Below are 19,511 nucleotides of genomic sequence, written 5' to 3'. Positions count from 1 at the left end.
GCTCCTGACTACTGACTGACCGGACAATGCAGGCGCGTCATGCGCCCCTGCTTGCCCATCGGGGTGATAATAGTAGCATTGATGCTGACACAAGATGCTGATGATGTCTGTAGCCGCTGGCTTTGCCAATCGTCAGGTAACGTCGCCGCCTGACGCTGCGTTTGCTCCCAGGCGTAGCGCCACAGCAGACGATATTGCTGAAGCTGCAAGCCTGCCGCCGCAAGCCCGCGATAGTATCCCCCCAGCGCCGTTACTACGCTGACCATCAGAAACATAGCCAACATCACTTCCGGCAGACTAAATCCTTGCGATTTTACAGTGGCAGACATCGCGCAATCTCCTTAAGAGGGCAGAAATCACTCCAGCCATGCGTTGAGAAGTGAATGTTACCTGTCGTCCAAACTCCAGACTGCCAGAGCCTTAGCGCTTCACTTTGCGCAATCAACAGTGCGGTACCATCCCCCCACAAGCGTAAACAAACCCGACTGGTTTTATCGTAGGACCGGCATTGTTGCCCTACGGTGACGTCCCATGATTGCACTTTTCCCCACTGCAGCGCCGAATGGACGCTGGCGGCTTTGCGCAGCGCAAGGGTTTCATCATTCACCATCGCCAGCTGTTGCCGCTGGACCTGATTAAGACCTTGCAGCATCAAGCTGCCGAGGAGCAAAAGCATCAGCACCATCGCCAGCGAAGAGACGCCCTTTTCACGGTTCATTGGTTATATCCCGTTACGCTGTAGCGGGCATTTGCCGTCTCTCCCTGCCCGGTAATTGCGGACAGAGTAAGGGTAAATTCCGCCGAAAAACCGTTTTGTCGGGTGCGTAACACCTGAAACCCGGTGATAGTCATGGCAGAAGGGTCGTTCATTTTGAACCACCCTTTACCTTCGCAGCTCGTCGCACCCCGCAGGGTCTCCAGCGCCCCTGAGTTCAGGCGAAAGCCGATGCTATCAGCCTCATCATTTGGTGACGTCTCCCAGCGGCCGTTATTGTTACCGTCCCAGCGGGCAATAAGGCAATCGCCGCGCGAAGCGAGATACAGCGACTCACCGTGGCACGTATCGCCAGCGCAGTAGCCCGCACGCTGTATATGCTTTGCCACCGTAAACAGCGGCTGCCAAAGATCCTCCTCCAGCGCCTGCTGGCGCATCTGCTGCAGAACGCCGAGCTGTAAGGCCGGTAAGAAACGTGATGCGCCCAGCAGCAAAACGCTGCTGATCGCCATGGCGATTAGGACTTCCAGCAATGAAAAGCCGCGCATTAGCATGTTGCCGCCTCGCACAGCCGAACTCTCCCCCAGCCTGAAACCACTACGCTCCAACTGCCCGACGCATTTGAGAGCGTGATACTCCCCGCCCATGCAGTGTTACGCAGGCCAAAGAAGGCTAAATTGGGCGTGATGTTGCTGACCATAATTTCTGGCCATAGCGGCCGGAAGATCGCAGGATTTCCCGAAGGGCAGTCATTCAATACTGCGTCATCGGCCACAAGGCACCAATGCTGCGCCGCTCGGTTTACCCGCACACGGCGGTCGATATTGTGCCAGTTAGCATCGTTTCGCAGATAAAGCATATATTCCCGTAGCGCGCTGGCGCTTTGCCAGAGCCTCTGCGATTGCTGCCAGCTTTGCCAACCGTAAAGGCCAGAAACGCAGAGGATGAGCACTAACGTCATCGCCACTAACGTCTCGATCAGGGTGAAACCATGTTCTCTGTTCATGGTGGTGAGTATGTCGGGTGCAAAATTGCTGTACGAGCAGAGGATTTGACGTTCACGAGGCGCGACGGAAGAAAAAGTACGGGTTGCAGTAACCACAACGACAGGCTGGAATCCACCGCGCAAAATGACGCTGGGGATCCGGTGTTGCCAGACTCCTGAGCCAGGCATAAAAAAACCGGCGCAGTGTGCGCCGGTTGATAAGTTTGCTCGGTTAAATAGCCACCGGCGCTTTGATGCCCGGGTGCGGGTCGTAGCCTTCGATTTCGAAGTCATCAAAGCGGTAGTCGAAAATCGACTCAGGTTTGCGCTTAATCACCAGCTTCGGCAGCGCGCGTGGTTCCCGCGTTAACTGCAGCGCAGTCTGTTCCATGTGGTTGCTGTACAGGTGGGTATCGCCACCGGTCCAGACAAAATCCCCCACTTCCAGGTCGCACTGCTGCGCCATCATGTGCACCAGCAGCGCATAGCTGGCAATGTTAAACGGCAGGCCGAGGAACACGTCGCAGGAGCGCTGGTAAAGCTGGCAGGACAGCTTGCCATCCGCCACATAGAACTGGAAGAAAGCGTGGCACGGCGCCAGCGCCATTTTGTCCAATTCACCAACATTCCATGCAGAAACGATGATACGGCGCGAGTCCGGGTCATTTTTCAGCTGGTTGACGACGGTGGTGATCTGGTCGATATGGCGTCCATCAGGCGTCGGCCATGCTCGCCACTGCTTGCCGTATACCGGGCCTAAGTTGCCATTTTCATCAGCCCACTCGTCCCAGATGCTGACGTTGTTTTCATGCAGATAAGCCACGTTAGTGTCACCCTGCAGGAACCACAGCAGTTCATGGATGATAGAGCGCAAATGGCAACGCTTAGTGGTCACCAGCGGGAAACCGTCTTTTAGGTTGAAGCGCATCTGGTGGCCAAAAATGGAGATCGTACCGGTGCCGGTGCGGTCATTCTTTGGTGTGCCCTCATCGAGCACCTTTTGCATCAGTTCGAGATACTGTTTCATGCTTCCTCAGGAAATCTGTTTCTGCGGACGACGAAACGCCCAGACCATCATAATGATACCCGCAAGGACCATCGGTACGGAAAGGATTTGCCCCATGCTGATGTACTGAACCCACTCGCCGGTGAACTGCGCATCCGGCTGGCGGAAGAATTCGCAGATGATACGGAACATGCCGTAGCCAATCAGGAACAGACCGGAGACCGAACCCGCCGGGCGTGGTTTACGGATAAAGAAGTTCAGAATCAGGAACAGCACGATGCCTTCCAGCGCCAGTTCGTACAGCTGGGAAGCATGACGCGGCAGTGAACCGTAAGTGTCAAACAGCGTTTGCCATTCTGGATGGGATGGCAGCAGCGCGATATCTTCTGCGCGGGAGCCAGGGAAGAGCATGGTGTAGTGGAAGCTTGGATCGACGCGGCCCCACAGTTCGCCATTGATAAAGTTGCCCAGACGGCCACAGCCTAAGCCAAATGGGATCAGCGGCGCAATGAAGTCGGAGACCTGGAAGAAGGTGCGCTTGGTGCGTCTGGCGAAGATAATCATCACCACGATCACCCCAATCAGGCCGCCGTGGAAGGACATCCCACCGTCCCAGACGCGGAACAGATAGAGCGGATCCTGCAGGAACAGGTCAAAGTTGTAGAACATGACGTAGCCGATGCGTCCGCCGAGGAAGACCCCGAGGAAGCCCGCGTACAGCAGGTTTTCAACTTCATTTTTTGTCCAGCCGCTGTTCGGGCGATTAGCGCGACGCGTAGCCAGCCACATTGCGAAGATAAAGCCCACCAGGTACATCATGCCGTACCAATGCAGGGAGACCGGTCCGATGGAAAAAATTACCGGATCAATGTCCGGGAAACGCAGATAACCACTATTCATCTGTCACCACAAATGCTTGTTATTCCGCCGAAAGTGGACAGCGGTAGAGATGCGCGCCGAAAGCTTCAGACGCTCCAAAGGTGCGAATAATAGCACAAGGGTGATGAGAGATGATGCGTGGAAGATGTAAAAGATATGTATAGCGCGCAGACCCCGCTCTCCCGCAAAGGGAGAGCGGAATGGTCAGAGGCCGCCGCGAATCAGGCCACCGAGGCCGCGACGTTCCATAAACGCCGCCACCTGATGACGGACTTCGGTCGCCATTTGCGCATCCAGACTGCGCTGTGCCAGGGTTTGCGCGTCCTCGAGATCGATATGGCGCAGCAGATATTTCACGCGCGCCACTGAACGACCGTTCATCGAGAGATGACGAAAACCGAGGCCAATCAGAATGGTGACGCACATCGGATCGCCGGCCATTTCACCGCACAGGCGAAGATCGATACCGTAGCGTTCGGTTTCCTGCACGATCATCGACAGCACCCGAATCATGCCGGGGTGCAGACTATCGTAAATGCTGGCTACCCGAGTGTTGTTGCGGTCCACCGCCAGAACGTATTGCGTCAGATCATTGGTACCGACCGAGATAAAGTCGATGCGATTTGCCAGATTCGGCAGCATAAACACCATCGATGGCACTTCCAGCATGATCCCCAGACGCGGCTTCGGAATAGCGTAACCAATCATCTCTTCCACTTCGCGGCCGGCGCGATCGATAAGCCTGCGAGCCTCATCCACCTCTTCAAGGCTAGTGATCATCGGCAGCAAAATGCTCAGATTGCCGGTTGCCGCATTGGCACGCAGCATGGCGCGCACCTGAACCAGGAAAATCTCCGGCTGGTCGAGCGTAATGCGAATACCGCGCCAGCCCAGGCAGGGGTTTTCTTCGCTGATCGGCATATACGGCAGTTGCTTATCGGCCCCGACATCCAGCGTGCGCAGCGTAACCGGCTTATCATTGAACATCTGCAGCATCCCCTGATACTGCGCCACCTGTTCCTCTTCGGAAGGGAAGCCACTTTGCAGCATAAAGGGAATTTCGGTGCGGTACAGGCCAATACCATCGATACGGCGCCCCAGCATCTGTTCGTGCTCCGGGCTCAGGCCCGCATTAAGCATAACTTTGACGCGCTCACCGCTTTTCAGCTCAGCCGGACGATCAACATCGCCTTCCGCCAGACGGCTGAGTTCGTTCTCTTCGCTAATAAGACGCTGATATTCCTGAATCAGGATCGGTTCCGGATCGACCAGCAGCTCGCCGCGATAGCCGTCCACCACCAGCGTTCGCCCGTGAAGGATCGCCGGCTGAATGTCGGCCCCCATCACCGTCGGGATCCCTAAAGCCCTAACCATGATCGCCGCATGGGAGTTAGCCGCGCCATCGCGTACCACGACGCCCGCTAACCGATCCTGCGGCAGTTCGGCGAGCGTGGCAGCAGACAGCTCATCCGCAACCAGAATAAAGCGTTCCGGCCAGGCATTAGCACCGGTGGTCGTGTCATCAAGATGAAACAGTAATCGTTGCCCCAGCGTGCGGAGATCGCCGGCTCGCTCTTTCAGATAACCATCGCGCAGCGCAGCAAACTGTTCGGCAAATTTCTCAACGATTTTTTTCACCGCCCATTCTGCTACCGCGCCTTTGTCGACTTCGGCAAACAGTTCGCGGCGTAGGCTGGCATCGGACAACAGGTGTGAATAGAGGTCGAAAATAGCCGCAGTCTCTTTCTGCGCGCCGGCGGCAAAACGCTTGCTGTAGCGGCGAAACTCGTTAGCGGCCTCTTCCAGCGCCCCGGTCAGGCGTTCACGCTCAAGCGCCGTATCAAGCGACGACGCTTCATAGACCTGTTCCATCAGCGGCAGCGTGGCATCCATCCAGCCTTCGGCAATCGCCACGCCCGGCGACGCCGGAAGCGCACGTACGCGCGTTTGACGGTACTGCCCGAATAACGCAGTGAGCTGAGACAAAGAGAGGATCGCCGCCATCTGCGTGGCCAGCGTCACCAGGAATGATTCTTCGCTTTCATCAAACTGACGCAGTTCACGCTGCTGTACGACCAGTACGCCCAGTAGCTGACGACGCTGAATAATCGGTACGCCAAGGAACGCACGGAAACGTTCTTCTTTTACGGAAGGAATATATTTGTAGCTGGGGTGTTTTTGCGCGTCGGCGAGGTTGATAGGCTCTGCCAGGCGGCCCACCAAGCCGACGATACCTTCATCAAAGGCGAGCGTAATGGTACGACCGCGCGGTTTTTTGAGGCCGCGGGTCGCCATCAGGTAGAAGCAGCGTCGATCGTTGTCGGCAAGATAAACCGAGCATACTTCTGTCTCCATCGCCTGGCAGACATCGGTAACCAGAATATCCAGCGCCTCGTTTAGCCGAGGCGCACTCGCGACCTTCTCAACTATTTCGCGTAAGCGAGTGAGCATAATATGCGTGGCTTAACCTCTTTTGCGTCGATAAGCAGGCGCGCTTTGCGGTTTTGGCGCGCTCTCCGCAAGCGCCATGACTACACTGGCGAACTCTTTCATCACCCGGCGGTAGACGTCACGTTTAAACGAAACGACCTGGCGCACCGGATACCAGTAACTCACCCAGCGCCAGCCATCAAATTCCGGCGTGCTGCTGGTCTGCATATTGATATCCGCGTCATTGCCGATCAACTGCAAGAGAAACCACTTTTGTTTCTGGCCGATACAAACCGGCTTTGTGTCCCAACGCACCAAACGTTTCGGCAACTTGTAACGCAACCAGTTTCGGGTCGAAGCGAGGATCCGTACATCCTTACGGCTTAATCCAACTTCTTCGAAGAGTTCCCGATACATCGCCTGTTCTGCTGTCTCACCGGGGTTTATGCCCCCTTGCGGGAATTGCCAGGAGTGCTGACCATAGCGCCGAGCCCACATAACCTGGCCCTGACGATTGCAAATTACAATACCAACATTTGGGCGGTAGCCATCGTCATCAATCACCGGACTACCTCAAAATAAGCTTCAATGTGAATGATTGTTTCACACTCGCTGGAAACGGTAAACCACTCTATTGCACAGCCTCATCCCGAATAACATTTGAATAACTCACAGTAATCATCATAGTTATAAACAGCAAAGCGTACCTGTGGCCGATTTTATTCACTTTTTCTGTGGATAGAGTTGTGAAGAAGTAGGGGTTTACCCAGGGAAAACCCAGAGTACTCTGAATAATCGCATGTCAGCCCCTTTCAGTAAAACGCTATTTTTCATTATGTTATTAGCATTCATCTGCCTGCATGATGCTATAACGTGATGATCGTCACATAGGCGATCCTTCCATTGATGAAAGATCGAACAACGTCGGTTTTATCCACAGATTGTGCCAACATCTTAGGCATCTTTTGTGCAAAAATTCGATTTTCGTCGCACGTCAAGGCTGTAAATCGAAACAGTAGTGAGGCTTTTCCCCAGTTATCCCATTTTTCTGTGGATAACATGGTGTAAGATCCTGTTCATTGTCAGTGACCAGAATTGGAAAACCTTTTTTTTCACCGTTTTCTCTCGGTGGGTAATTTAAAAAAAACCATTAGAATCATCGCGTTGATATATTTACTCAGAAAAAGTTAAACTCTATCCACACCCGGTGAAATTGTCGTTCATTTTTTAAGCAAAAGGCGCGTTATCATGTCAACCCTCGCTCCACTTCCTTCATCGCCGAAAACCCAGGCTGAACTGCTTGCTCAGGCGCAGCGGCTGGCGGGCTATTCGTTGGGTGAACTTGCGGCGATGGCCGGCATCGTGACGCCGAAGGATTTAAAACGCGATAAAGGCTGGATTGGCATTTTGTTGGAAATCTGGCTCGGTGCCAGTGCGGGCAGTAAGCCAGAGCAGGATTTCGCCGCGCTGGACGTCGAACTGAAAACCATCCCCATCGATGCCGCGGGCCGTCCCCTGGAAACCACTTTTGTCTGCGTGGCGCCGCTCACCGGTAATTCTGGCGTAACGTGGGAGAACAGCCACGTGCGTCACAAGCTCAAGCGGGTACTGTGGATCCCGGTGGAAGGCGAGCGGGCCATTCCACTGGCGGAACGCCGGGTTGGTTCTCCTTTACTGTGGACGCCCAGCGCTGAAGAAGAGCATCAGCTCCGCATGGACTGGGAAGAACTGATGGACCTGATTGTGCTGGGCCAGGTCGAGCGGATTACCGCGCGCCACGGCGAAGTGCTGCAACTGCGTCCAAAAGCAGCAAACAGCAAAGCATTAACCGAGGCTATCGGCGCGCAGGGTGAGCGTATCATGACGCTGCCGCGCGGTTTCTATTTGAAAAAGAACTTCACCGCTGCCCTGCTGGCGCGCCACTTTATGCCTTAAGCGTATTAATTTTTTGTCCTGCCGCGCGGCGGGCTTATAATCACTGCCGTTATTTATCGTTCGCTCACAGGCTTTCTTTTACCTTCCCCCGTCTCGACAGGGATCCGTTGCCGGGGGAGAGTCTTGCCTGCGTTCCGATAAGTAGCCATTCAACGTACATCAATTAACGCTTCGTTTTTTTGGCAGGATTTATCTAATGTTATTTGCATGGATCACCGACCCCAACGCCTGGCTTGCGCTCGGCACGCTGACGCTGTTAGAGATCGTTCTGGGGATCGATAATATTATTTTTCTCTCTCTGGTTGTTGCCAAGCTCCCAACCGCACAGCGCGCCCATGCCCGTCGTATTGGGTTAATGGGGGCGATGATCATGCGTCTGGCGCTGCTGGCCTCTATCGCCTGGGTTGTCAAACTGACTAACCCGCTGTTTACCGTATTCGATCAGGCCATTTCAATTCGCGATTTGATTTTGCTGCTTGGTGGGCTGTTCCTTATCTGGAAAGCCAGTAAGGAAATTCACGAGTCCATTGAAGGCGATGAAGAAAGCATCAAAACCAACGTGCATTCGTTCATCGGCGCTATCGTGCAAATTATGCTGCTGGATATCATCTTCAGCCTCGATTCGGTGATCACCGCCGTCGGCCTCTCCGACCATCTGTTCATCATGATGGCGGCGGTTGTGATTGCGGTGGGCGTGATGATGTTTGCGGCTCGTTCGATCGGTGAGTTCGTTGACCGCCATCCATCCGTGAAGATGCTGGCCCTGTCCTTCCTGATTCTGGTTGGCTTTACGCTGATTCTGGAAAGCTTCGACGTACACGTACCAAAAGGCTACATCTACTTTGCGATGTTCTTCTCCATCTCGGTTGAAAGCCTCAATCTCCTGAGAAATAAGAAAAACCCACTGTAATCTGCTGCTCATGGCCCTCTTTTGGGGGCCATGTCTGATTTTTTTAAGATTTTCCTGCTTTATGCTGTTCTCTGGGTCGGTTATTACTAAACTATCAAGAGTGCGGTGATGAAGGGGATAACGATGACAAAATGGGCAGTATTGATTTCCGCAGTAGGTTTAGCTTTCGCCGTTTCCGGCTGCAGCAGCGATTACGTCATGGCGACCAAAGATGGTCGAATGATTCTTACTGACGGTAAACCGGAAGTCGACGACGACACGGGTCTTATCAGCTATGAAGACCAGCAGGGTAATCAGATGCAGATCAACCGTGACGACGTATCGCAAATCATTAAACGATAAACGTAGAGGTCAGCCGCTTGCTGGCCTTTTTTATTTTTTTACTTCCCCTTTTTCTTCCCCTCTGCCATTTTTATATTCCTTTGTCAGGACTCTTTCCTGACGCTGTTGATAAAAGGAAGCCGGCTTATGCAGTACCACCGTATCCCCCACAGCTCGCTTGAGATAAGCACCCTTGGGCTGGGCACAATGACGTTTGGTGAACAGAATAGCGAAGCCGACGCCCATGCACAGCTTGATTACGCCGTCAGCCAGGGCATCAACCTGATTGATGTCGCTGAGATGTATCCCGTCCCGCCGCGCCCGGAGACTCAGGGATTAACCGAGACCTACGTCGGCAACTGGCTGGCCAAACATGGTAGCCGCGAGAAGCTGGTCATTGCCTCGAAGGTCAGTGGCCCAACGCGTAATAACGATAGCGGTATCCGTCCAAACCAGGCGCTCGACCGCAAGAATATTCGCGATGCGCTGCACAGCAGCCTCAAACGTCTGCAGACCGACTATCTCGATCTCTATCAGGTTCACTGGCCGCAGCGCCCAACCAACTGCTTTGGCAAGCTGGGCTACACCTGGGCTGACTCCGCGCCGGTGGTCTCTTTGCTGGAGACGCTGGAAGCGCTGACCGAGTACCAACGTGCCGGTAAAATTCGCTATATCGGCGTCTCGAACGAAACGGCATTTGGCGTCATGCGCTATTTGCACCTGGCGGACAAGCACAATCTGCCGCGCATTGTTACTATCCAGAACCCGTACAGCCTGGTAAACCGCAGCTACGAAGTGGCGCTGGCGGAAGTCAGCCAGTTTGAAGGCGTAGAGCTGCTGGCATACTCCTGCCTGGCATTCGGTACGCTAACCGGAAAATACCTTAACGGCGCAAAACCGGCCGGGGCGCGCAACACGCTGTTTAGCCGCTTCACCCGTTACAGCGGCGAGCAGACGCAAAAAGCGGTAGCCGCCTATGTCGATATCGCGAAACGTCATAATCTGGATCCGGCGCAGATGGCGCTGGCGTTCGTTCGCCGTCAGCCGTTTGTTGCCAGCACCCTCTTAGGGGCGACGACCATGGAGCAGCTCAAAACTAACGTCGAGAGTTTGCATCTGGAGCTAAGCGAAGAGGTATTGGCAGAAATTGAAGCGGTGCATCAGGTTTATACCTACCCGGCACCGTAACGTTTCAGGGGCGCATTAGCGCCCCTGAATTTTTCAATGATGATGACAACCGTTAGCGCCGTTTACCCCACAGCCACAGTACGATAATGGCGAGCGCAAACAGTACCCCGAAGCCTACCCCCACGCCGACCACCGGTATACCCACCGCCACCGCCAGAGAATAAAGCCCCAGCATCATCAGCATGGCGCTGTTTTCACCGAGATTCTGCACCGCAATCGCGTTACCCGAGCCCACGGTGTGTTTGCCACGATCCTGCAGCAGCGCATTGAGCGGTACGATAAAGAAGCCGCCGCAGACGCCAATAATGAACAGCAAAACGTAAGCCGGCAGAATAGCGTGCTGCAGGGCGAAAATGGCCACCACCACGCCAATCAAAACGCCCGCAGGCATGCAGCGAGCCACGGTTTCCAGCGTCACCAGCTTCGCCGCCGCCCCTGCGCCCACCACAATCCCTACCGCCACCATGGCGTTGAGATAGGTTGGCGTGGCGTTATCGGTTAACCCCAGTACCAGCGGCACCCACAGTACCAGCAGGAAACGCAGGGTTACGCCCGCCCCCCAGAACAGACTAGTTCCCAACAGCGAAAAGCGCGTTTCGCTGTTGTGCCACAGCACGTTGCAGGCGTTGAAAAAACTCGCGGTCATAGGGCGAAAACGCCAGGATTGCCCCGGTCGCGCGGCTGGCAGCCTGGGAATGAAAATATTCGCCACCACCGCGCCGCCATAAACCACCGCACAGAGCGCCAGTGCGCCGACCACGCTCATATCGGCGACGATACCGCCCGCCACCGAGCCCAGCAAAATTGCCGCAATGGTGGACGCTTCCATCAGGCCATTGGCTTTCACCAGCTTATCGCCAGTGGTGATTTCGCCGAGAATGCCATATTTCGCCGGTGAATAGGCCGCGGCACCAATGCCCACCAGCGTATAGCCGATAAACGGGTTTATCCCCACGCAAATCGTCGCCGCCCCCACCAATTTGAGGCCGTTGGCAAACATCATGACCCGGCCTTTACCAAAGCTATCCGCCACCTGGCCGACAAACGGTGCAAAAATGATGTAAGCGCCCACAAACACCATCTGCAGCACCGGCTGGCTCCAGTCCGGATAGAATTGCTGCTTCATCAGCGCCAGCGTCGCAAACAGCAGCGCGTTGTCGCCAAAGGCCGAGAGGAATTGGGCAAAAATTACCGCCATCATGCCTTTCGACCAGATGGATGGGTTAGTGTGTACTGACTCACTCATTCGGTTTTTCCGTCTCTGCAACCATGCTTTTCAGGGTGACGAAGTCCGGTTTACCGCTGCCCAAAAGCGGCAGCTGTTTTAGATAGCGGATATCGCGTGGCACCGCCAGCTCCGGTACGCCGTTCGCCCGCGCATACTGCAGCAGCTTATCGCGGGTCAGTTCATTATCGGTGGTAAACAGCACCAGCGCCTCACCTTTGCTGGCATCGGTTTTCACCGCCGTGCCGTGCATTTTGTCCGGCGATACGCCAAGCGCCATCAGTTCAACCATCTCCAGCGAAATCATCTCGCCGGCAATTTTGGCAAAGCGTTTGGCACGGCCCTGAATTTGCACAAATCCCTGCGCGTCAAAGGCCACGATATCCCCCGTGTCGTACCAGCCGGTTTCCTGTTCGCCGTGCTGATTTTCGGCCGTCGGCACTTCCAGCACGCCAGGGTTTTCAACGCGCAAATAGCCCGACATCACGTTCGGCCCTTTGACCTGCAGGCGACCGCCCTTCTCGATACCGGGAATTTCCAGCAGCCGCGCATCCATACCCGGCAAAATTCGCCCGACCGTGCCGGGTTTCGCCGCCATTGGCACGTTGATAGAGACCACCGGCGCACATTCCGTCACGCCATAGCCTTCCAGAATGCGCAGGCCGAATTTGTCCTGCCAAAGCTCTTTTGTACTCTGCTGAAGTTTTTCTGCCCCGGCTACCACATAGCGTAGACGATAGAAATCATAGGGATTCGCAAAGCGCGCGTAGTTACCTAAGAACGTCGAAGTCCCAAACAGGACCGTACAGTTACGGTCGTAAACCAATTCCGGCACCACGCGATAGTGCAACGGGCTTGGATAGAGGAACACTTCGGCGCCGGTAAGCAGCGGCGTGAACAGCCCGACCGTCAGACCAAACGAGTGAAACAGCGGCAGCGCCGACATAAAGCGGTCGTTGGCGGTAAAGTCGGCGATGGTTTTAATCTGTTCGACGTTCGCCAGAATGCTTTTATGGCTATGCACCACGCCTTTCGGGTGGCCTTCTGAGCCGGAGGTAAAGAGGATAATCGCCGGGTCTTCCGGTTTCTGCGCAACCTGCGCCAGATGCGGCATCAGCACGCGGGAGAAGATCCACAGCTTATCAGCGGTGGTCACGTCGCCTTTTAAGTCTTCAAGGAACACCCAGCGCACCTGGGTCAGTTGTTCAGTCAAATGCCAGAGTTTGCCTTTATCGAGGAAGGTACGGGAGGTAAAAATGGTCCCAATCTGCGCGGCGGTAATCGCGCTGGTTAGCCCCTTCACCCCGGCGGTGTAGTTCATCATTGCCGGAATGCGCCCGCGGGCGATAGCGCCGAAAATGACCGCCGCACTGATGCCGGCGTTCGGCAGCATTAAACCGATCTTTTCGCCCTTCTGGCTGTATTTTTCCAGAATTCGCGCCACAAACAGCGTTTTAGTCAGTAATTTTCGGTAGTTGTCCGGCTGGAAGTTAATGTCTTCTATGCACGGTTTTTTCTCGCCATAACGACGCATTGCCGACAGCAGCGATTCATACAGCGTTTCGCGCGGACGTACTGCCATCCGCGCTTCCATCATAATCTGATGCAGCATTTCACCGGCGATTTTACGGCGATCGCGGGCGCGCGGCGCTTCCGGCATTGGCAGCGTCGTTGGCGGCAACAGGTGTAATTGAATGCGTGGGAACAGACGGCGTTTTACCAGCCCTTTCAGACGACTGAAGTAGGTGAGCTCGGCGCCTTCGATACGCACTGGGATAATCGTGGCCCCGGACTTCGCCGCCACAAAGGCCGCGCCGTCATAAATTTTCATCAGCGAGCCGGAAACCGAAATACGCCCTTCGGGAAAAATCACCACCGGACGGCCTTTTTCAATCAAGCGGACCAAATGCTTAATTGACATCGGCTTCGTCGGATCAAGCGGAACGAAATCGATGATCGGAGCCAGCCAGCGCATAAACCATTTTTCAGAAATTGAGCTGTAAACGGCAAATACCGGACGAACAGGGAGAAACAGCGCCAACAGTACACCGTCGAGGAAGGAAACATGATTGGGCGTGATCAGCACTTTCGGCTGACGTAACGCATCGGTGTTGCCGGTCATCCTTACGCGGAATAACACCTTAAAAATCTGTCGAAAGAATCCCAGAAGCATATCAACTCCATTTGTCGTCATTTTGTCATTTCAGGGTACACGAGAAAACCGGGGAAATGCAGTAGACGGGCTGGCGGAGGCAAAAAAAAACCTGCGCATCTGCGCAGGTCGGTGTAAGTGATGGCGTGTGCAAAGCACACATTAAAACATTCACCAATCAATACCTCTGGGACCACAATTGTCGCTTTCTGCGCGGGATGCCACCAGCGAAAAAGCGCAAGAGAGTAAGCGGAAATGCAACGAGGTATTGCGATTATCACCAACTGTTACAGGGCGGGCGAACGGGCAAAAAAAACCTGCGCATCTGCGCAGGTTGGTGTAATCAAGTGATCAACCTTTAGGGTCGACTTCACCTATCAATACCTCTGGGATGGCCAGATTATCAATTCGCATCACGCCTGCTCCAGCAGACATTCGCAACAGCATTCCGCAAAGTGTAAGCAAACATTTGAAAATGCCCTTTTGCCTGCATAACCGCGGTGTAACTCGGTGAAAAAACGTCACGGACACATCAATATTGTGCATTTCTCCACAGACTCGTCCTTGAATACAACGGGGAATTCCGTAACACTGTTATGGTGTAAACGCTTACCCACCAAAAGAACATGAAGGCATAATATGGCGACAATAAAGGATGTGGCTCGGCTTGCAGGCGTCTCCGTCGCAACCGTATCTCGCGTCATCAACAACTCTCCGAAAGCCAGCGATGCTTCACGTCAGGCCGTCAACTCCGCCATGGAGTCATTGAACTACCACCCGAATGCGAACGCGCGCGCACTGGCGCAGCAGTCAACGGAAACCGTAGGTCTGGTGGTGGGCGACGTTTCCGATCCTTTTTTTGGCGCCATGGTCAAAGCCGTGGAACAGGTCGCCTACAACACCGGCAATTTTTTGCTGATTGGCAACGGCTACCATAACGAAGAAAAAGAGCGTCAGGCGATTGAGCAACTGATCCGCCATCGCTGCGCGGCGCTGGTTGTCCACGCCAAGCTGATTCCCGATGCCGAGCTGGCCGGGTTAATGAAACAGATCCCCGGCATGGTATTAATCAACCGTATCCTTCCCGGTTTTGAAAAACGCTGCGTAGCGCTCGACGACCGCTACGGCGCGTGGCTGGCGACCCGACATCTGATTCAGCAGGGGCATACGCGAATTGGCTATATCTGCTCGAATCACGCCATTTCGGATGCGGAAGACCGCCTGCAAGGGTATTACGATGCGTTAAAAGAGCACGGTCTGCCGTGTAACGATCGACTCGTCACCTTCGCCGAGCCAGACGAAAGCGGCGGCGAGCTAGCGATGACCGAACTGCTGGGTAGAGGCAAACAGTTTACCGCCGTGGCCTGCTATAACGATTCGATGGCAGCAGGCGCGATGGGGGTACTCAACGATAATGGAATCGACGTCCCGCAGGAGATTTCGCTGATGGGATTTGATGATGTACTGGTCTCGCGCTATGTACGTCCACGGTTGACGACAATCCGTTATCCGATTGTCACCATGGCAACCCAAGCGGCAGAGCTGGCCCTGGCGCTGGCAGAGAAACGGCCGCTACCGGATATCACTCATCTGTTTAGCCCTACGCTAGTGCGCCGTCATTCGGTGATTGCCCCGGCCGACGCCCCTAAATCGTAACGATACAGATGGACGGTGGTGTCCGGATAATCCAGGCCATCACCGATAGGCTGCCAGCCAAAGCGTTCATAAAAATCACGACAGGCCGAGTACAGAAACAGGGCGTCAAAGCCCTGCGATTTGGCATAGTCAATCACGTGCTGCTGAAGTTTGCCGGCCAACCCGCATCCGCGCGCGGATTCATCGACGTACAGCGCGGCCATCCACGGCCACAGATCCTGTCGCGTGATTAAATCACAGCGCCAAAGCCCCACCGTGCCCAACAGCCGGTCACCGTCGGTGGCCACAAACGTTAACGGCAGCGCACCTGGCGTCATGCTGTGATGAACAACGCTGGCAAAAAACGCCGGCGATAGCCCTTCGCCAAACGCCTGCCACAGCCAGCGGCTGACCTGCTCCGCATGCTGTGGAGCGGCGTAAAGCGGCTGAATCATCACAGCTGTTTTCCCTGGAAGATAGGCACCGATTCAAACAGATAGCCGTCAAAATCAGGCGCATCTTCATCGGACAGCTCTAACAGGCTATTTTTCACGTTTTCCAGATGCTGCCATGTCGCCTGCCAGGCTCCCATCACATCGCGGCGGCGTAACGCTGCCAGGATCGTTTGCCGATCGCCAAGCCATTTCAGGCGATAGGCGCGGCTGGCAATGTGAACATTAAACTGCTGCCACAGCGGGCTGCTGTCCATTTGCAGCCAAACGCGTTCGATGGTCGCCAGCAGCATTTGGTTTTGCGTTGCGCCGGCCAGCACCAGATGGAACAGTCGGCTGTTGTCCTGGCTGGTGTCGTTCATGGCGATTGCCCGCTGCTCGCGCTCGATTATCTGTTTAAGATTATCGATATCCGCACGGGTGGCCATTTTGGCCGCAAACGCTGCAATATTGCTTTCCAGCAGTTGCCGGGCCTGCAAAATTTCAAACGGCCCCACGTCGCTACTGAGCATCTGTTCTTCTTCGCCGTCGTTCTCGTGCGGAACGCGCATCACGTACACGCCGGACCCCTGGCGAATATCGACCGTGCCCTGCAGCTCCAGCATCAACAATGCCTCGCGCACGATAGTCCGGCTAACGCCATAGGTCTCAGCGATATTACGCTCCGGCGGCAGGCGCGACCCAACGGGATAGCGCCCCTGCACAATCTGGGCACGCAAATCTTCGCCAATCTCCTGATACGGCTTCTTTTCCGGCGGGACGGTTGCCTTCTCCACACTATCACCTGTACGTTAAGCTGATTCCGCCGCTATCTTAGCAAAATTTAGCGCCACTCATCATCGATATCCACAGTCAATTCGCGGCTTTCACGCAACTGGCGGAACCAGCTTGCCGAGGCTTTAGGACGGCGCGCGCGATTATTTTGCAGATCGATTTCAATCAGCCCATAGCGGTTTTTAAACGCATTCATCGGCGAAACGTTGTCGGTAAAAGCCCACAGCATATAGCCATGGCAGTTAGCGCCATCCGCTTTCGCCCGCAGCGTTTGCCACAGATGCTCGCTAATAAAGCGAATGCGATAATCGTCGGCAATCACTCCGTCGGCGCGACGGAACTGGCCTTCGTTTTCCACCCCCATTCCGCTTTCAGCGATAAACCAGGGGATATTGCGATAGTCGTTCTTAATCCGCATGGCCATGTCATACACGATACGCGGATAAATCTCCCAGCCTCGGGAGTGATTCATTTTTCTGCCCGGCAGCTCAAAGGGCTCGTAGTAGTAAGCCGGATGGAATGGCGTATCCGGATGCCACGCGCGCGACGGCGCTTTGACCCGATGCGGATAGTAAAGATTGATCCCCAGCTCATCGACAGTGTTATCGCGGATGATAGCCAATTCTTCGGTGCTGTAGTCCCAGGCCACGCCATGCTTCTCCAGCAGCGTGAATAGCTCCTGCGGATAGGTACCGTGTACGAAAGGGTCAAGGAATACGCGGTTATAGAACAGGTCGTACATCTCCGCTGCGCGGAGGTCGTGCGCGGCGCGGGAGCGCGGGTACGTCACTTCTGGGTTGAGAATACAGCCCACCGTCCCTTGATAGCCTTTTGCACGAAACAGCTGAACCACTTTGGCCGTCGCCAGCACTTTGTGGTGATTCCACTGCATCCAGGTCGCGGTGTTTTGTTCATATGGCCAGCGCAGTGCATCAAGATAGACGCGTGTTTGCACGACAATCGGTTCGTTGAAGGTAAACCAGCGCGTCACCTTATGATGGTAGCGGGCAAACACCTGCTCGACATAGCGAACGTACAGCTCAACCACCTTTTTGCTGGCCCAGCCGCCGTACTGCTCCAGCAGATAGCCCGGCAGTTCATAGTGTTCCAGGCAAATCATCGGCTCAATGCCGTTTGCCAGCAGCTCGTCAAATAGCTGGTCGTAATAGCTCGCATACTCCTCATCTACCGTAACCGCGTCGTAATCGGTCAGAAAGCGCGACCAGTTAATCGAGGTCCGGTAGTGGGTTAGGCCGGCCAGCTTCATCAACTGTACATCTTCACGAAAACGGTTGATGAAATCGGTCGCCACCGCTGGGCCATAGCCGTTATGCCAAACGTGGCGATCGTGCTTGTACCAGAGATCCGGCCATGAATCCTGGCCCTCTTTCTTCCCGCTCCATCCTTCTGTCTGCCAGGCCGAAGCCGCAGCGCCCAGAATAAAGTCCTGCGGAATGGTCATCCGTTTAATGGTCATAGCGTCCTCACAAAGGGTCGGTTGCCGGAGATTTTTCCGCCAGGCGGTCAGAGAGTTCTGCGCGGCGGGAGGCGATTTTGACGAATGGCAAATAGATAAGTACCGCCACTACGATACAAATAAGCTGCGTAATCACCGCCCCCATTGACCCGGCGGTAGAGAGCCAGGCGTTAATCAGCGGCGGCGTGGTCCACGGCACCATTACAACCGCTTTACCGGCAAACCCTGTTACCGTCGCGAAATAGCCGATGCTGCCGGTCACTAACGGCGTGATGATGAAAGGAATCGCGAGAATCGGATTCAGCATAATCGGCATGCCGAAGATCACTGGCTCATTGATGTTAAAGATCCCTGGGCCAATCGACAGCTTGGCGATCTCTTTCATTTCTTTACGTTTGGTGGCGATCATCACCGCGATCAGCAGCCCTATCGTCAGGCCTGATCCGCCAATGCTCATATAGACGTCCCAAAATGGCATCGTGATGATGTTCGGCACCTCTTTGCCCTGCTCAAAGGCGCTCATATTGACGGTGATGGCCCCCAGCAGCAGCGGCTCACGGATCGGTTTGATCATCTGGTTGCCGTGAATACCAATCACCCAGAAGATCTGCGCGACGAACATCAGCAGCAGGATCCCCGGCAGGCTTTGCATCACGCGTTCCAGCGGCTGCTGCACCACCTGATAGACCGCATCATAGAGATACATACCGGTTATCTGGTGGAAGACAAAACCAAACGTGGCGATAGCAGTGGTCGTAATGATCGCCGGGATCAGCGCCGAAAACGAGGCAGCAACGTTGGGCGGCACCGTGTCAGGCATTTTGATCTTCAGCCCCTTACGCGCCTCCAGCCAGCAGTAAATCTCAACCGACAAAATAGCAATAAACATGCCGAGGAACAGGCTACGGGTATCAGAGAATTGGCGCAGCAGAACATCTTTGACCTCGCGCATCTGCCCATCGACCATCATCTCCACGGTGGTTGGCGTGACGCAGATAAAGCAAATCACCGCCAGCAGCCCGGGGAACAGCGTTTTAACACCGTTAATCCGCCCAAGCTCAATGCCTATCAGGAAAACCGCACCGATATTAAGGAAGTTAAGCGTGGCGTAGTTTAGGGCGCTGGTTATGGGCTTCAGCGTGGCCAAAAACGACAGCGACTGGAAACTGGCAAGGCCGTTTTTGGGATCAAGTACCATGTTGGAGATCAGCACCGAGAACGCCCCGACGATAATTACCGGCATGAGGGTAATGAAGGCGTGTTTGATCGCCATGATATAGCGGTAGCTGTTGAATTTCGTGGCGAAACTCCCCAGTGAGTCAATCAGTTTTTCCTGTAATGCCATAGAGGATACCTCGGGTTAAGGGCGATTTAGCGCACCAGGTGTACGGCCAAACACCTTTTGGCATACCAAAAATAGCCACAGT

The 19,511-nt window shown here is 54.7% G+C and carries 19 protein-coding genes and 1 pseudogene; 6 read left to right on the top strand and 14 right to left on the bottom strand.

The window, feature by feature from the left end; genetic code table 11:
* Positions 1-8: 8 nt before the first annotated feature.
* From KCR01S_RS12880 to rppH, 8 genes are all read right to left on the bottom strand, one after another.
* A complete protein-coding gene (locus KCR01S_RS12880; RefSeq protein ID WP_061283130.1) occupies positions 9-329 on the bottom strand; it encodes a prepilin-type N-terminal cleavage/methylation domain-containing protein in 321 nt (106 codons plus the stop codon).
* Positions 314-718, bottom strand: coding sequence for a DUF2509 family protein (locus KCR01S_RS12875; RefSeq protein WP_061283129.1), 405 nt, complete (start codon positions 716-718; stop codon positions 314-316). Before KCR01S_RS12875 ends, KCR01S_RS12880 begins: the two co-directional genes overlap by 16 nt.
* Entirely contained in the window at positions 715-1,269 is a 555-nt protein-coding gene (locus KCR01S_RS12870; RefSeq protein ID WP_061283128.1) for a prepilin peptidase-dependent protein, read from the bottom strand. Before KCR01S_RS12870 ends, KCR01S_RS12875 begins: the two co-directional genes overlap by 4 nt.
* Positions 1,263-1,721, bottom strand: a complete 459-nt coding sequence (locus tag KCR01S_RS12865; protein ID WP_061283204.1) for a prepilin peptidase-dependent protein — start codon at positions 1,719-1,721, stop codon at positions 1,263-1,265. Before KCR01S_RS12865 ends, KCR01S_RS12870 begins: the two co-directional genes overlap by 7 nt.
* Positions 1,722-1,932: 211 nt before the next feature.
* Positions 1,933-2,727 carry a thymidylate synthase gene (gene thyA, locus KCR01S_RS12860; protein ID WP_061283127.1) on the bottom strand — a complete coding sequence of 265 codons (795 nt, stop codon included), beginning with the start codon at positions 2,725-2,727 and terminating at the stop codon, positions 1,933-1,935.
* Between the two features lie 6 nt (positions 2,728-2,733).
* The gene (lgt, locus tag KCR01S_RS12855; protein WP_061283126.1) at positions 2,734-3,606 is read right to left on the bottom strand and encodes a prolipoprotein diacylglyceryl transferase; all 873 of its coding nucleotides are present in this window, start codon (positions 3,604-3,606) and stop codon (positions 2,734-2,736) included.
* 183 nt (positions 3,607-3,789) lie between these two features.
* A complete protein-coding gene (gene ptsP / locus KCR01S_RS12850; RefSeq protein ID WP_061283125.1) occupies positions 3,790-6,036 on the bottom strand; it encodes a phosphoenolpyruvate--protein phosphotransferase in 2,247 nt (748 codons plus the stop codon).
* 12 nt (positions 6,037-6,048) lie between these two features.
* Positions 6,049-6,579 carry an RNA pyrophosphohydrolase gene (gene rppH / locus KCR01S_RS12845; protein WP_035893962.1) on the bottom strand — a complete coding sequence of 177 codons (531 nt, stop codon included), beginning with the start codon at positions 6,577-6,579 and terminating at the stop codon, positions 6,049-6,051.
* 454 nt (positions 6,580-7,033) lie between these two features.
* On the opposite strand from rppH, the pseudogene KCR01S_RS25630 reads away from it, so the two are divergent.
* The 5 genes and pseudogenes from KCR01S_RS25630 to KCR01S_RS12820 all read left to right on the top strand — a co-directional run.
* A pseudogene (locus tag KCR01S_RS25630) lies at positions 7,034-7,120 on the top strand (hypothetical protein); the annotation flags it as partial.
* Positions 7,121-7,263: 143 nt separating this feature from the next.
* A complete protein-coding gene (gene mutH, locus KCR01S_RS12835) occupies positions 7,264-7,950 on the top strand; it encodes a DNA mismatch repair endonuclease MutH (RefSeq protein ID WP_061283123.1) in 687 nt (228 codons plus the stop codon).
* Positions 7,951-8,146: 196 nt separating this feature from the next.
* On the top strand, positions 8,147-8,860 hold the full coding sequence (locus tag KCR01S_RS12830) for a TerC family protein (RefSeq protein WP_052282064.1): 714 nt from the start codon (positions 8,147-8,149) through the stop codon (positions 8,858-8,860).
* A gap of 123 nt (positions 8,861-8,983) precedes the next feature.
* Complete coding sequence (locus KCR01S_RS12825) at positions 8,984-9,202, top strand: YgdI/YgdR family lipoprotein (RefSeq protein ID WP_052282063.1); 219 nt, start codon at positions 8,984-8,986, stop codon at positions 9,200-9,202.
* Between the two features lie 126 nt (positions 9,203-9,328).
* Entirely contained in the window at positions 9,329-10,369 is a 1,041-nt protein-coding gene (locus KCR01S_RS12820; RefSeq protein WP_061283122.1) for an NADP(H)-dependent aldo-keto reductase, read from the top strand.
* 52 nt (positions 10,370-10,421) lie between these two features.
* Here the strand turns inward: KCR01S_RS12820 and lplT are convergent, their stop codons facing one another.
* Together lplT and aas are read right to left on the bottom strand one after the other, a co-directional pair.
* Positions 10,422-11,615, bottom strand: a complete 1,194-nt coding sequence (lplT, locus tag KCR01S_RS12815; protein ID WP_061283121.1) for a lysophospholipid transporter LplT — start codon at positions 11,613-11,615, stop codon at positions 10,422-10,424.
* On the bottom strand, positions 11,608-13,767 hold the full coding sequence (aas, locus tag KCR01S_RS12810) for a bifunctional acyl-ACP--phospholipid O-acyltransferase/long-chain-fatty-acid--ACP ligase (RefSeq protein WP_061283120.1): 2,160 nt from the start codon (positions 13,765-13,767) through the stop codon (positions 11,608-11,610). The genes lplT and aas overlap by 8 nt, the downstream gene beginning before the upstream one ends.
* 618 nt (positions 13,768-14,385) lie before the next feature.
* On the opposite strand from aas, the gene galR reads away from it, so the two are divergent.
* The gene (galR, locus tag KCR01S_RS12805) at positions 14,386-15,402 is read left to right on the top strand and encodes an HTH-type transcriptional regulator GalR (RefSeq protein ID WP_061283119.1); all 1,017 of its coding nucleotides are present in this window, start codon (positions 14,386-14,388) and stop codon (positions 15,400-15,402) included.
* Here galR and KCR01S_RS12800 read toward each other — a convergent pair.
* From KCR01S_RS12800 to KCR01S_RS12785, 4 genes are read right to left on the bottom strand one after another with little or no spacing between them, the layout of a single operon-like run.
* A complete protein-coding gene (locus KCR01S_RS12800; RefSeq protein WP_061283118.1) occupies positions 15,363-15,839 on the bottom strand; it encodes a GNAT family N-acetyltransferase in 477 nt (158 codons plus the stop codon). The two genes, galR and KCR01S_RS12800, sit on opposite strands and share 40 nt — an antisense overlap.
* Positions 15,836-16,609 carry a GntR family transcriptional regulator gene (locus KCR01S_RS12795; RefSeq protein ID WP_061283117.1) on the bottom strand — a complete coding sequence of 258 codons (774 nt, stop codon included), beginning with the start codon at positions 16,607-16,609 and terminating at the stop codon, positions 15,836-15,838. The genes KCR01S_RS12800 and KCR01S_RS12795 overlap by 4 nt, the downstream gene beginning before the upstream one ends.
* Positions 16,610-16,656: 47 nt before the next feature.
* Positions 16,657-18,084, bottom strand: coding sequence for a glycoside hydrolase family 1 protein (locus KCR01S_RS12790; protein ID WP_061283116.1), 1,428 nt, complete (start codon positions 18,082-18,084; stop codon positions 16,657-16,659).
* A gap of 7 nt (positions 18,085-18,091) precedes the next feature.
* On the bottom strand, positions 18,092-19,429 hold the full coding sequence (locus KCR01S_RS12785) for a PTS sugar transporter subunit IIC (protein ID WP_061283115.1): 1,338 nt from the start codon (positions 19,427-19,429) through the stop codon (positions 18,092-18,094).
* Positions 19,430-19,511 lie beyond the last annotated feature (82 nt).

Origin of the sequence: Kluyvera cryocrescens NBRC 102467 (genome assembly GCF_001571285.1) — a bacterium.
Classification (GTDB): domain Bacteria; phylum Pseudomonadota; class Gammaproteobacteria; order Enterobacterales; family Enterobacteriaceae; genus Kluyvera; species Kluyvera cryocrescens.
Note: the sequence above shows the minus strand (reverse complement) of the source record. Positions and strands in the feature narration are given on the sequence as shown.

Excerpts from the sequence above, each read along its gene's own strand:
- lgt (WP_061283126.1), bottom strand. The coding sequence starts at position 3,606 with ATGAATAGTGGTTATCTGCGTTTCCCGGACATTGATCCGGTAATTTTT.
- KCR01S_RS12785 (WP_061283115.1), bottom strand. The coding sequence starts at position 19,429 with ATGGCATTACAGGAAAAACTGATTGACTCACTGGGGAGTTTCGCCACG.
- KCR01S_RS12825 (WP_052282063.1), top strand. The coding sequence starts at position 8,984 with ATGACAAAATGGGCAGTATTGATTTCCGCAGTAGGTTTAGCTTTCGCC.
- lplT (WP_061283121.1), bottom strand. The coding sequence starts at position 11,615 with ATGAGTGAGTCAGTACACACTAACCCATCCATCTGGTCGAAAGGCATG.
- KCR01S_RS12865 (WP_061283204.1), bottom strand. The coding sequence starts at position 1,721 with ATGAACAGAGAACATGGTTTCACCCTGATCGAGACGTTAGTGGCGATG.
- KCR01S_RS12880 (WP_061283130.1), bottom strand. The coding sequence starts at position 329 with ATGTCTGCCACTGTAAAATCGCAAGGATTTAGTCTGCCGGAAGTGATG.
- KCR01S_RS12870 (WP_061283128.1), bottom strand. The coding sequence starts at position 1,269 with ATGCTAATGCGCGGCTTTTCATTGCTGGAAGTCCTAATCGCCATGGCG.
- thyA (WP_061283127.1), bottom strand. The coding sequence starts at position 2,727 with ATGAAACAGTATCTCGAACTGATGCAAAAGGTGCTCGATGAGGGCACA.
- KCR01S_RS12830 (WP_052282064.1), top strand. The coding sequence starts at position 8,147 with ATGTTATTTGCATGGATCACCGACCCCAACGCCTGGCTTGCGCTCGGC.
- KCR01S_RS12875 (WP_061283129.1), bottom strand. The coding sequence starts at position 718 with ATGAACCGTGAAAAGGGCGTCTCTTCGCTGGCGATGGTGCTGATGCTT.
- KCR01S_RS12820 (WP_061283122.1), top strand. The coding sequence starts at position 9,329 with ATGCAGTACCACCGTATCCCCCACAGCTCGCTTGAGATAAGCACCCTT.
- KCR01S_RS12790 (WP_061283116.1), bottom strand. The coding sequence starts at position 18,084 with ATGACCATTAAACGGATGACCATTCCGCAGGACTTTATTCTGGGCGCT.
- ptsP (WP_061283125.1), bottom strand. The coding sequence starts at position 6,036 with ATGCTCACTCGCTTACGCGAAATAGTTGAGAAGGTCGCGAGTGCGCCT.
- mutH (WP_061283123.1), top strand. The coding sequence starts at position 7,264 with ATGTCAACCCTCGCTCCACTTCCTTCATCGCCGAAAACCCAGGCTGAA.
- galR (WP_061283119.1), top strand. The coding sequence starts at position 14,386 with ATGGCGACAATAAAGGATGTGGCTCGGCTTGCAGGCGTCTCCGTCGCA.
- aas (WP_061283120.1), bottom strand. The coding sequence starts at position 13,767 with ATGCTTCTGGGATTCTTTCGACAGATTTTTAAGGTGTTATTCCGCGTA.